This is a genomic window from Oscillibacter sp. (assembly GCF_032018205.1).
GTDB lineage: Bacteria > Bacillota > Clostridia > Oscillospirales > Oscillospiraceae > Oscillibacter.
Genome location: NZ_DALZOY010000003.1, coordinates 35,623 through 48,232 on the forward strand (window position 1 = coordinate 35,623; position 12,610 = coordinate 48,232).

Here is a 12,610-nt window from a genome sequence, read left to right on the forward strand (position 1 = left end):
TGCCACTGTTTACGCGGTGGTTTCCCACAGCCTATCCCCTCTCGCAGCGGCATAAACCTCGGCCGCACGGCGGGCAAAGCGCTCCGCCGAAAAGGTTTTTTGGATATGGTCTGCGGCGGCGGTCCGCATAGACGCGCGAAGCTCTTCGTCCGTCAGAAATTCCCGGAGGCGGAGAAGAAATTCCTCGCTGTTTTCAAACTGCCAGCCGTTCACGCCCTCCTCAATTACGCCGTCCAGACACGCGTCTTTCCGGCACAGGGCGGGAAGCCCGGAAGCCAGCGCCTCGATGTAGGTAAGTCCCTGTGTCTCGCTGGTGGAGGCGCTGACAAACAAATCCCCCAGCCGGTAGTAGTCCGCAACCCGGTCGGGCTTCACCATTCCCGTGAAAATCACCCGGTCTCCAAGGCTCAGCTCACGGACGGTATCCTCCAGCGTATGGCGATAGGGGCCGTCGCCTACCACGAGGAGGGTAACGTCCTTCCGCTCCAGCCTTGCAAGGCTGCCAAGCAGTTCCTCCACGTTCTTTTCCTTGGCTAGGCGGCCCACATAGGTCAGCACAAAATTGCCGGAGGGGATGCCCAGATCCTCTTTCATGCGGGAAAGATGCTCCTTGTCGGCGGGGCTGGAGAATCGGCGCAGATCAATGCCGGAGGGGATTACATACACCGGCTTGCGGACGCCGTAGCTCTTCAAAAGGCCACGCACCTTCTCCGTGGGGACGATGACACAGGCTGTCTGCGTGACTACGTGCCGGGAGAAGAAGGCAACCATGCGTCGGCCCCAAGCGCGGCTGGGGGAAAAGTAGTGGGTATAGTCCTCATACACTGTGTGATAGGTATGAACAATGGGCGCGCCGGTGCGGTCACTGATTTTCCGGGCAAGCAGGAAGGTGGAAAATTCGCACTGGGTGTGAATCACGTCGGGCCGCCAACGAATCAGGGACTGAACCTGCCGGGTGGCAAGGGCCGTGCGCAGCCGCGCACCGGGATAGATGACCCCGGCGCTCATGGCGCCCACATAGGTCACGCCGTCCCGCACCAGCGTATGGCGGGATTCGGATAAGGTCAGCACACGAACCTCGTGGCCCTGAGCCACCAGCTCGCGCTGAAGATTCAGTACTGAGGTCACCACACCGTTGACGGTGGGGGCGTACCAATCGGAAGTAATCAGGACTTTCATAAGAGAAACCATCCTTTCCATAACGGAAGCGTGTATTCGGCACGCGGGACTTCACCGTGTCGCCCCGCGGGATATTTTATAAAACGTGGAAAAAGGGTAAAACGCTTCAATCTTGGCGAAAATTGTCAGCATGCCGCGCAAAGCACGCGGAATGGGGAGATGCATACTGTGTTATCTGTACTAGTACAGTTAGCATAGAGCAAACGGCGAAAAATGTCAAGGCTTTCTTAAAAATTGTATCATATATTTAATACAAGAGTACAATATCACAATTTTGGAAAATGTCAAGCCCCGCCGCGTAAAAATTAGATGAAGGAGAGGAAAGACGGTGGATATCTGTGAAAGCCGGGCGGGGATTGCCTTTTTTTCCATAAAAAGCTATAATGCTGATAAGCAAGCGCTTTTAGTATCGACAAATTTGCGGAAATTTTGCATGTTGGTCGGCAAACTTATAAAAAGAAGAAGCCTGTCGTCGCGGCGCGGGTTAGAGACGGAGAGCATTTATGGGAATACACAGCGCATTGGAGGACCGGTTTGCCCATCTGGTCCTGTTTGACACGGAGACAACGGGCATTGACCCTGCGCAAGAGCAGATCATTGAAATTGGGGCCGTCAGCGTCACAAACGGGGTGGAGGACGGCAGCTTCAACGCGCTGGTGCGCCTTTCCGGGGGAAAGACTTTGCCGCCCTTTATTACATCACTGACCGGCATCACGGCGGAGCAGCTTGAACGGGACGGCGTGGAAAAAGCGGACGCGGCAGAGGAATTCAGCCGACTTCTCACCCGGGAGAATACGCTGCTGGTGGCCTACAACGCGCAGTTTGACTTAAATTTTATTTATTATTTTCTGCGGGAGCAGGGCTGTGCGGCCTGCTTGAAGAATCTTAAATTTCTGGATGCGCTCACGGTTTACAAGGACCGGCGGGACTATCCCCACAAGCTGAAGGACGCCATTGCCGCCTATGGGCTGGAGGACGCGGTGCAAAACAGCCACCGGGCCGTGGACGACGCGCGGGCCGCCGCTGCCCTGCTGTGGGCTATGGCCGAAGAGCGGGACGACCTTTTAGAGTATGAGAACCTTTTTGGCTATCATCCGAAATACGGGGTGTCGGGCAAGCGGATTTCCTCCGTAACCTATCTGCCCCAGAACTTCCAGCGAGGCGAGCCACTTTATGAGCGGGCACGCCGGGGATAAGAAAACATACGGCGAAGGGCGGGAGGCTATGCCTTCTGCCCTCTGCTCTATTTCAGCAGCTTTTTCCGCGCACGGTAGTCTGGCAGGTACCTCTCCACCAGCGCGTAAAACTGGGGGCCGTGGTTTTTGTGGCGGATGTGGGCCAGCTCGTGAACCACAACCGCATCAATGGCCGCGTCGGGCGAGCGCATCAGGTAGCAGGAAAAGCACAGGCTGTTTTTCGCACTGCAGCTTCCGTACCGCTTTTGCGCCGAGGTGATTTTAATTCCAGTGGGGGAAAGCCCCATGACGGCGGCGTACTGCGCGACCTTCCCCGGCAGGACGGCCTGGGCCAGCGCCTTCAGCGCCGCAAGCTCCTCCTTGGTGGGGGGCGGGCCTGCTTCTGCGGTCCTTTGGCGCACCTTGTCTGTGCTGCGGGCAATCCAGCTCTCATTCCGGGCCACAAAAGCCTGGATGGTTTCCTCAGAGCACCGCAAGGGCGCCCGCACCAGCAGCTTGCAATCCTTTGTAATTTCCAGCGCCAGCGTCCGCCGGCGGGAGCGAATCAGCGTATAAGCTTCCATACCGCTAAGATACCACAGTGGCGAAAAAAGCGCAAGAGTGGACCGCACACGGCCTGAAAAGGGAGAATACTTCCCGATTTGCAAACGCATTTCAAAAAGGCCGTTCAAAAAACCGGCGAAATCCATATTGTCAGAATCAAGGGAAGCGGGTATACTGGATCTTGACAGAACCTTATAAAGAAACCGGGCGGAGCGCTCCGCGCGGGAAAGGATGGCGCATATGACCGCGTATGCCGACAGAAACAAGCAGGAGCTTTTGACGGAGCAGGAGCTGGTCTGTGAGAAATTTGAAAAGCTCCGGGACCGGAAGTTGAATTTGAACATGGCCCGGGGCAAGCCGGGTAAAGTTCAATTGGATATGGTCAGCGGGGACCTTCTTGGCGTTTTCAAGGGATCGAAGGACTATGTGTCCGACGGAATTGACTGCCGGAACTACGGAGAGACAGCGGGTTTGCCCGCTGCCCGCCGCCTGTTCGCGGAAATTTTGGGCTGCCGGGCGGAGCAGGTGTTCGCAGGGGGAAACTCCAGTCTTCAGCTCATGTACGACACGGTTTCCAAAGCCTATACCCATGGGCTTTTACACAGCCCGCGCCCTTGGTGTCGTGAGGAGACGGTAAAGTGGCTCTGCCCCGTCCCGGGCTATGACCGGCATTTTAAAATCACCGAGTCCTTTGGGTTTGAGCTGGTGAGCATCCCCATGACGGACAACGGCCCTGACATGGATGCGGTGGAAGCCGCTGTGAGGGATCCGCAGGTGAAGGGCATGTGGAACGTGCCGAAATACTCCAACCCCGACGGCATTGTCTATTCTGAGGAAACCGTGCGGCGCATTGCCGCCCTGAAACCTGCCGCGCCGGATTTCCTGCTGATGTGGGACAATGCCTACTGTGTCCACGAGCTGGAAGGGGAGTTTGCTCCGTTTTCGGATATCCTGTCATTGTGCGCAGAGACCGGAAACCCGGACATGGTGTTTGAGTTTGCCTCCACCTCTAAAATCACGCTGCCCGGCGCGGGCGTGGCCTGCTTTGCCTGCTCGGAAGCAAATATGGCGTACATGGTGAAGCTGATCGACGTGCAGGCCATCAGCTTTGACAAAGTGAACCAGCAGCGTCATGTGCTGTATTTAAAGGACAAAGAAAACACGCTGGCGCTGATGCGCCGCCACGCGGGCATTCTAGGACCCAAGTTCCGCTGCGTCACCGACGCACTGGAGCGGGAGCTTGCCCCGCTTGGCATCGCCTCGTGGCGCAGCCCCAAGGGAGGGTATTTCGTTTCCCTGAGCGCCATGCCGGGCACGGCGCGGCGGACGCTGGAGCTTTGTAAAGCCGCAGGAGTTGCCATGACCGGCGCGGGCGCCGCCTTCCCCTATGGAAAGGACCCGGAGGACAGCAACATCCGCATCGCCCCGTCCCTGCCTCCGCTGGGGGAGCTGGAGGCCGCCATGGAGGTGCTGTGCACCTCGCTGAAACTTGCCGCATTGGAGAAAATTTTGAAATGAACTACTACGGAAGCGTATACCGCCCACCCTCCGAGGCCCGGAGTCTCATCGTTCAGGTGACTTACGGGTGCAGCCACAACACTTGCGCCTTTTGCAGTATGTACAAGGAAAAGCGCTTTGCGGTCCGCCCGCTGGAAGAGGTTCTGGCGGACTTTCGGGAGGCCCGCAGGCTTTACCCCCGTGTGGAGAAAATTTTTCTGGCCGATGGGGACGCGCTGGTTCGCAAGGCTGGAGAGTTGGAAACAATTCTGGACACCATCCGGGCGCTTTTTCCCGAGTGCATCCGCGTAACCAGCTATGCCTCGCCGGACAGCATCAATATCCGCTCGGATGAAGAGCTGAAGGTTCTGCGGGAAAAGGGACTAAGCATGGTTTACATGGGCCTTGAATCCGGGTGCGACGCGGTGCTGGAGCTGATGCGCAAGGGCCACGACGCGGCTTTTATCGTGGAGATGGGGCGCAAGGTCCGCAGAAACGGCATCGCTCTGTCCGTCACCGCCATCACGGGCCTTGGCGGCCCGGCGCTTTTGGAGAGACACGCGGCGGAAACCGCCGCCGCCTTCAACGCCATGAATCCGGAATACATCGGGATGTTGACGCTGATGGTGGAGCCGGGCACGCCTTTGTACGACTGGGTGCAGGACGGCTCCTTCCGCCTGCTGACCCCGGCGGAGGACCTGCGGGAAACCCGGCTTTTAGTGGAGGGATTGGACAGCCCCGGCAGCGTGTTCCGCATGAACCATGCCAGCAATTATCTGGCCCTGCGTGGGACGCTGAACGGCGACAAGGCCACCATGCTGGCGACGATTGACCGGGCGGCGGCGGATCTATCGCTGCTGCGGCCCGAGGAATGGCGGGGCCTTTAAAGACCGCAAGAATTTTTAGCGGCATTTCGGGAAATACTTCTTGACAGCCGCCGAAAAATCGGATATGATACGTCCAATCATTAGGGAGTAGCCGGCACAGAAATGTGCATCCGCTGGCGTCAGGTCGGGCAGAACTTCTGCCCCGCTTCGGATCGAAATGGCGAGACTTTTGAGCAAACGCTTCGGCGTTAGCGCAAAAGTCTCGTTTTTTTGCGCTATGGATGCAGGAAAGGAAGAGAATTATGGCGGAAAAACGGGGAATATGGCAGAAGGCAAGGGTGGAGCTATTTCGGGATCTTCGCTGCGGCGAAGAGGGCTTGACGGAGGAGGAGGCCGCGCTGCGGCTGAAGCAAAACGGGCCTAACGAGCTTTTAGCCGAGGCGCGGAAGTCCACAGCGCGGATATTTCTGGAGCAGTTCGCGGATTTTCTGGTGATCGTGCTGATTGCGGCGGCGGCGGTGTCCATTGCCCTGAAGGATGCGGAGAGCGCGGTGGTCATTTTGGCGGTGATCACCATGAACGCGATTCTTGGAACGGTTCAGACTGTGAAGGCCGCGTCGTCGCTGGAAAGTCTGAAAAAAATGTCCGCCCCCACGGCAAAGGTACTGAGAAGCGGCGTGATCCGGGAGATTCCGGGGCGCGAGGTAGTGGTGGGAGACGTGGTGTGTCTGGACGCGGGGGACGCGGTGTGTGCCGATGGGCGGTTGCTGGAGTGCGCCGCATTAAAGGCGGACGAAAGCGCCCTCACCGGCGAGAGCCTGCCAGTTGAAAAGGACACGGCGGAAATCGAGGGGGACGTTCCTCTGGGCGACCGGAAAAACATGGTTTACTCCGGCAGCTTCATCACCTACGGCCGGGGGCGGTTTCTTGTCACCGGCGCAGCCATGGACACGGAAATGGGCCGCATCGCGGCGCTTTTGAAGGCGGCGGGGGAGAAAAAGACCCCCTTGCAGGAGAGCCTGGACCAGTTTGGAAAAAAACTCTCCGTGGGCATCTTGATTCTGTGTGCGCTGCTGTTTATGGTGAGTGTGTTTTTGCGGCACGAGCCGGTGATGAACGCGTTTTTGTTTGCCGTGGCGCTGGCGGTGGCGGCGATTCCCGAGGCGCTGAGCTCCATCGTCACCATTGTCCTCTCCTTTGGCACCCGGACCATGGCCCGGGAGAATGCAATTATCCGCAAATTGCAGGCGGTGGAGGGCCTTGGAAGCGTGTCGGTGATCTGCTCCGACAAGACCGGCACTCTGACCCAGAACAAGATGACTGTGCAGAAGATTTATACCGCCGGAAAAATCATCCCGGTGGAGGACGCGAACTTTTCCGATGCGATGCAGGAGCCGCTGCTGCGGGCGGCGCTGCTGTGCAGCGACGCCACGGTGAACGAAAATGGCGAGGTGGGTGACCCCACGGAGACGGCGCTGGTGCGCCTTGGCGAGCGGTTCCGCTTTGACGAGGAGGAGGTCCGTGAGAAGTATCCCCGCCTGACGGAAATCCCCTTCGATTCCGACCGCAAGCTGATGTCCACGGTCCACAGCCTTTCCGGCGGACTGATGATGATTACCAAGGGAGCAACGGATGTTTTGTTGGACCGCTCGTTGCTCACGCCGGAGCAGCGGGCTGAGGTTGAGGCCGTCAACGAGCAGTTTTCCCGGGAGGGGCTGCGGGTATTGGCCTTTGCCTGTCGCGATCTGGACGCCCCGGCGGTGAATCTATCTGATGAAAACGGGCTGGACTTTTTGGGACTGATTGCCATGATGGACCCGCCCCGGGAGGAATCCGCCGTGGCGGTGGCGGAGTGTATCTCCGCCGGAATCCGCCCGGTGATGATCACCGGGGACCACCGCATCACTGCCGCCGCCATCGCAAAGAAAATCGGCATCCTCACCGAGGGGACCGAGGCGGTAGACGGTGCGGCCATCGACGCCATGAGCGACGGGGAGTTGCGAGACTTCGTTCCCAAAGTCAGTGTGTACGCTCGGGTGTCCCCGGAGCATAAAATCCGCATTGTCCGGGCCTGGCAGGAGCGGGGAAATTTGGTGGCCATGACCGGCGACGGCGTGAACGACGCGCCGGCGTTGAAGCAGGCGGACATCGGCGTGGCCATGGGCATCACCGGCACGGAGGTGGCCAAGGACGCGGCGGGCATGATTTTGACGGACGACAACTTCGCCACCATTGTCCGGGCCGTGGAAAACGGACGGGGCGTGTATGCCAACATTAAGCGGGCCATTCAGTTCCTGCTTTCGGGTAACGCGGCGGGTATCCTTGCGGTGCTGTACGCGTCCCTCATGGGCCTGCCCGCGCCCTTCGCGGCGGTGCATCTGCTGTTTATCAATCTGTTGACCGACAGCCTGCCCGCCATCGCCCTGGGGCTGGAGCCCGGAAGTGAGGACGTGATGCTTCAAAAGCCCCGTCCCCGAAACGAGGGGATTTTGACCCGGGCATTCCTTGCGGACGTGGGGCTGGAGGGCATGGTCATCGCCATTGCCACCTCCGTTGCATTCCACATGGGCCTGAGCGCCGGTGGAGCGCCGGTGGGAACTACCATGGCTTTTGCAACGCTGTGCCTGAGCCGCCTGTTCCACGGGTTTAACTGCAAGTCCCGGCGGCCCGTGCTGTTTTCCAAAAAGCTCTTCAACAACCGGTATCTCCTGCTGGCGTTTTTGTTTGGCGCGGCACTGCTGGCAAGCGTTTTGATGGTCCCGGTGCTGGAGCCGCTGTTCGACGTGGCGGTTTTGTCGGCCACGAATCTTTGGACCATTGTGGGTCTGGCCTTTGCCAGTATGCTGGTGATTCAGGCACTGAAAGCCCTGCGGAGGAAATGAGGGTGCTTCAGTGGAAGCGCATGGCTGAAATAGCGGAGCTGAAAGTGTTTAAAAAGCAGTCCTCAAGCGATTGAAAGAATTTCAAGCGTTTATGAAAAGGAACCTCCGCCGCATTGCGGCGGAGGTTCCTTTTATGAAAGTCGGATTCTGTGAACAGACATCAAAGCGCGGCGGCAAGCTTGCAGATGTCGGGAGCACCGGAAACCACTTCCATCATGTCCCCCCGGCGCACCAGAAGCGTGGGGGCCTGCATAATGCGGTATTTCCGGGCAAGATCCAAATGCTCGCTCACGTCCAGCACCGTGTAGGCAAGTCCCGCCTGTTCAAGGCCTTCTTTGGCGGTTTTGCAGTTGGGACAGGTTTTGGTGGTGAACAGCAGCAGCTCGTCCACCGCGTCGCGCATGGCCCGAACCGTGGAGCTTTGCTCCGGCGCGGGCTGTTGTGCAGAAGAGGTGGCGGCAAGGCTGGGCACGGGCCGGGCGATTTGTTCGGCGGAGCTTGGCGCGTGGGGCTTCAAAGCGGTTCCCAGCTCATAAAGCTTTCGGTCTTTGTATTCCTGCGTCTTGCCGTCGTTCCAGTTCTGCACGGGGCGGTAATAGCCGGTGATACGGCTGTAAACCTCGGCGGGTTTCCCGCAGTGGGGGCAGGTGAAATGCTCGCCGGTGAGATATCCGTGCTGGGAGCAGACGGAGTAGGTGGGGGAAAGGGTGTAGTAAGGAAGCTTGAAGTTTTCCGCAATTTTGCGCACCAGCGCGGCGGCGGCTTTCCAGTCCGGCAGCTTTTCGCCCAAAAACGCGTGGAACACGGTGCCGGAGGTATAGAGGGTCTGCAAATCATCCTGCACCGCCAGCGCGTCAAACAAATCCGAGGTGTACCCCACCGGCAGATGGGAGGAATTAGTGTAATAGGGTGCGTCGCCGGGCTTGGCCGCGGTGGTGATATCTCCGAACCGCTCCGTGTCGTGCTTTGCCAGCCGGTAAGAAGTGGACTCGGCGGGAGTGGCCTCCAGATTGTAAAGGTCGCCATACTGTTCCTGATAGTCGCTGAGCCGCTGGCGCATATGGTTTAGCACGTTCTTGGCAAAGGACTGGGCCTCCCGCGAGGTCAAATCCTTTCTCAGCCACGCGGCGTTAAGCGCGGCTTCGTTCATCCCCACAAGGCCGATGGTGGAAAAATGATTGCCAAAGCTCCCCAGATACCGCTGGGTATAGGGGTACAATCCCGCGTCCAGCAGCTTGGTGATGACCGTGCGCTTGGTGTTCAGGCTGCGGGCGGCCACGTCCATCAGCTTGTCCAGCCGCCGATAAAAGTCCACCTCGTCCTTGGCAAGATACGCAATGCGGGGCAAGTTCACCGTCACCACGCCGACGGACCCGGTGGATTCGCCGGAGCCGAAGTAGCCGCCGGATTTTTTCCGCAGCTCCCGCAAATCCAGCCGAAGGCGGCAGCACATGCTGCGCACATCCGATGGCTCCATGTCGGAATTGATGTAGTTGGAGAAATAGGGCGTTCCGTATTTCCCGGTCATCTCAAAGAGGAGACGGTTGTTCTCCGTGTCGCTCCAGTCAAAGTCCTTGGTGATGGAGTAGGTGGGGATGGGGTATTGGAAGCCCCGGCCGTCCGCGTCGCCTTCCACCATAATTTCAATGAAAGCGCGGTTCACCATGTCCATCTCTTTTTTGCAGTCCCCGTATGTAAAGTCCGTCTCCCTGCCGCCCACGATGGCGGGCTGGTTCGCAAGGTCGGTGGGAACGGTCCAGTCTAACGTGATGTTGGAAAACGGAGCCTGCGTGCCCCAGCGGGAAGGGGTGTTCACCCCATACACAAAGGACTGGATACACTGCTTCACCTCTTTTTGGGAGAGGTTGTCCACCCGCACGAAGGGGGCCAGATACGTGTCAAAAGAGGAGAATGCCTGCGCCCCGGCCCACTCATTTTGCATAATGCCGAGGAAGTTCACCATCTGATTGCAAAGGGTGGACAGGTGGCTTGCGGGGGAGGAGGTGATCTTGCCGGGAATGCCCCCAAGCCCCTCCTGAATCAATTGCTTCAGGCTCCACCCGGCGCAGTAGCCGGTGAGCATGGACAAATCGTGAATGTGGAGATCACCGCTTTTGTGGGCCTGGGCCACCTCAGCGTCGTAAATCTCGCTGAGCCAGTAGTTGGCGGTGATGGCCCCGGAGTTGGACAGAATCAGCCCGCCCACGGAGTAGGTGACGGTGGAGTTTTCCTTCACCCGCCAGTCGTTGATGTGCAGGTAGTTGTTGACTAAATCCTTGTAGTCCAGCACGGTGGAGCCTAAATTTCGGATTTTTTCCCGCTGCTTGCGGTACAGGATGTAGGCCTTGGCAACGTCGCTGTATCCGGCCTTGATGAGGACGTTTTCCACACTGTCCTGAATCTGCTCCACGGAAATGGAGCCGTCCTTGATGTTGTCCTGATAATCTGCGGTGACCTTCAGCGCCAAAAGATCGATGATGTCGGGGTTGTAGTCCTTTCCCACGGCGTCAAACGCCTTGGTGATGGCCACGCTGATCTTGGACAGGGCAAAGTCCACGACCTTGCCGTCCCGCTTCAAAACTCGATACATACCGCTCCCACACTCTCTTAAAGTATTCCCGCCTCGCGGCGCGGGACAAACTGCCCTGCCGCCGCCAGCGTATCAAAGATAGGCCCATATACCGTCAGAACGGAAAGGCGCCGAAGCGCCCTTCCGTTCTTATTCTAGCGGGGCTGTTGGGGGAAGTCAATTAGAAATACCTCTATATCTTGTGGATTATTTCATAAAAAATGCCAATAATCACCCAGATTTAGTAAAGCTAAAAAAGAGTGCGGTTTCGAAAAAAGTCCCTTTGTGTCGAAAGAGGAGAGATTGGACGGAATCTTGCGTTGACTCACTCAACGCCCCGGAGAGAAACCTCCCCGTAAAAAGGGCGGACAATCTCGGCGAAGGCGCGCATTTCATCGGGGGAGAAGCTGTGCAGTCCGGAGCCGATCAGTTCTCCGGAGTCCATGAAGCTTTGGAGAAAATAGCGGCGCGCCCCTTTCAGCCACTGGGCGATGGACAGCAAGTCCGCCGGAGCGTGAAGTTCCCGCACCAGCGTGGTGCGGAACTCATAGTCCGGCGGGCCATCCATCAAAAGTGCGGCGCTCTCCTTCACCGGGGCTGCGTCAAAGCCCAAAACGCCCACGGTCAGTGGATATTTGGGCAGGCTGTTTTTGATATCCATAGCCACATAATCGATGCTACCCGTTTCCAGTAAAGCCCGGAGCCGCTGGGGATAGCAGCCGTTGGTGTCCAGCTTCACCGCAAAGCCCATGGTCTTTACCCGGGCGGCGAAGTCTGAAAGGTCTTCGTGAAGCAGCGGCTCCCCGCCGGAGAGTACCACTCCGTCCAGCAGTCCCCGGCGGGAGGAAAGAAACGCAAAAATTTCCCGCTCCTCATAGTGCTCCCGCGCATTTGCGGGCGCGGTAACCAGACGGGCGTTGTGGCAATAGGGGCAACGGAGGTTGCACCCGCCGGTGAACACCGTTGCCGCCACCTTGCCGGGAAAGTCCACCAGTGACAGCGTTTGCAGTCCGCAGAAGGTCATGGCGACGCCTCTTCTTCCACATCTCCCACGCGCCTGCGAATCGGATCGGGCCGCAGGGAGAGGAGAAGCCCTAGAAAAAAGAGAACGCAGCCGCCAAGCAGCGCATACTGGGAAAGGCTTCGATCGCCCGCCAGCGCGGCGGCGCACAGAATGACGCTGCCCCCGGCGAAAAAAGAAAAGACCTGTGCGGACCCGTCCTCAAACGCGAAGGAGGACAGGCGGAAAAAGGCAAGCGCGGCAAAGCCCAGCGCCAGCAGCTCCGGCGCATAGGATTCCAGCGCGGGATTTGCGGCCCGGGCGCGATAGTCCAGCACCAGATGAAACACCAGCGCCACCGGGGCGGGCAGCAGCAAAACCGACGGTGCAGCCCTGTGACCGCGAGAGCGCCGCCCCGCCGCGGCGGAAAAAACAGCGGGCAGCAGACGCCGCCGGGAAAGCACAGGGGAGCCGAGAGCGCGGCCTGCACCTCCGCCGCCCCGGAAAGGGCCAGCAGGAAAACGCCGGACAGCAGCAGGGGGGCGGCCCCCTGTGCAGAAAAGACATCCTGAAACGGACGAGAGTCGGGACGGCGGTCAGGCAGACGGCGGACCAGCAAAAACAGCGTTACGCCCAAAAAGGCCAGCAAAACCCACAGCAGTCGTCCAAAGAGATTTCCGGGGGTACTCAGTCCGGTTTCCGGAACAAAGCCGGTGCGCGCCTGCGCCAGCCGCAGAAAAAAGGCCGCCGCGCCGCCCGACGCCGCCAGAACAGCCATAGCCGTGGTGTGTTTCATCCGGGTCCTCCTCAAAAGCCGGGACGTTGCGCCCGGCACAATTTGTAAATAGTTCCGCGCCCGCGCGGTTTCCCGACGCGGCCTGCCGATTCGACCGGGGAGTGATCTGGGGCCATTATAC

9 protein-coding genes are annotated in these 12,610 nt (G+C 58.8%); 4 read left to right on the top strand and 5 right to left on the bottom strand.

Annotated features, from left to right (window positions below; all coding sequences use genetic code 11):
• Positions 1–9: 9 nt before the first annotated feature.
• A complete protein-coding gene (locus RTU96_RS03065; RefSeq protein WP_312634874.1) occupies positions 10–1,179 on the bottom strand; it encodes a glycosyltransferase family 4 protein in 1,170 nt (389 codons plus the stop codon).
• 503 nt (positions 1,180–1,682) lie between these two features.
• Here RTU96_RS03065 and RTU96_RS03070 point away from each other — a divergent pair.
• Complete coding sequence (locus RTU96_RS03070; RefSeq protein ID WP_312634875.1) at positions 1,683–2,375, top strand: 3'-5' exonuclease; 693 nt, start codon at positions 1,683–1,685, stop codon at positions 2,373–2,375.
• Between the two features lie 47 nt (positions 2,376–2,422).
• Here RTU96_RS03070 and RTU96_RS03075 read toward each other — a convergent pair whose 3' ends face one another.
• A complete protein-coding gene (locus RTU96_RS03075) occupies positions 2,423–2,938 on the bottom strand; it encodes a M48 family metallopeptidase (RefSeq protein WP_312634876.1) in 516 nt (171 codons plus the stop codon).
• A gap of 220 nt (positions 2,939–3,158) precedes the next feature.
• Here RTU96_RS03075 and RTU96_RS03080 point away from each other — a divergent pair, with 220 nt between their 5' ends.
• The 3 genes from RTU96_RS03080 (at position 3,159) to RTU96_RS03090 (ending at position 8,124) form a co-directional block, all read left to right on the top strand.
• A complete protein-coding gene (locus RTU96_RS03080) occupies positions 3,159–4,436 on the top strand; it encodes an aminotransferase class I/II-fold pyridoxal phosphate-dependent enzyme (protein ID WP_312634877.1) in 1,278 nt (425 codons plus the stop codon).
• Complete coding sequence (locus RTU96_RS03085; RefSeq protein WP_312634878.1) at positions 4,433–5,302, top strand: radical SAM protein; 870 nt, start codon at positions 4,433–4,435, stop codon at positions 5,300–5,302. Before RTU96_RS03080 ends, RTU96_RS03085 begins: the two co-directional genes overlap by 4 nt.
• 242 nt (positions 5,303–5,544) lie before the next feature.
• Positions 5,545–8,124: a cation-translocating P-type ATPase gene (locus tag RTU96_RS03090; protein WP_312634880.1), complete on the top strand. Its 2,580-nt coding sequence runs from the start codon at positions 5,545–5,547 to the stop codon at positions 8,122–8,124.
• A 160-nt stretch (positions 8,125–8,284) separates the two neighbouring features.
• Here the strand turns inward: RTU96_RS03090 and RTU96_RS03095 are convergent, their stop codons facing one another.
• The 3 genes from RTU96_RS03095 to RTU96_RS03105 all read right to left on the bottom strand — a co-directional run bounded on the left by RTU96_RS03095 (position 8,285) and on the right by RTU96_RS03105 (position 12,157).
• Complete coding sequence (locus RTU96_RS03095) at positions 8,285–10,714, bottom strand: ribonucleoside triphosphate reductase (RefSeq protein WP_312634881.1); 2,430 nt, start codon at positions 10,712–10,714, stop codon at positions 8,285–8,287.
• Between the two features lie 304 nt (positions 10,715–11,018).
• Positions 11,019–11,717 carry an anaerobic ribonucleoside-triphosphate reductase activating protein gene (locus RTU96_RS03100; RefSeq protein ID WP_312634882.1) on the bottom strand — a complete coding sequence of 233 codons (699 nt, stop codon included), beginning with the start codon at positions 11,715–11,717 and terminating at the stop codon, positions 11,019–11,021.
• Entirely contained in the window at positions 11,714–12,157 is a 444-nt protein-coding gene (locus RTU96_RS03105; protein ID WP_312634883.1) for a hypothetical protein, read from the bottom strand. The genes RTU96_RS03100 and RTU96_RS03105 overlap by 4 nt, the downstream gene beginning before the upstream one ends.
• Positions 12,158–12,610: the final 453 nt, after the last annotated feature.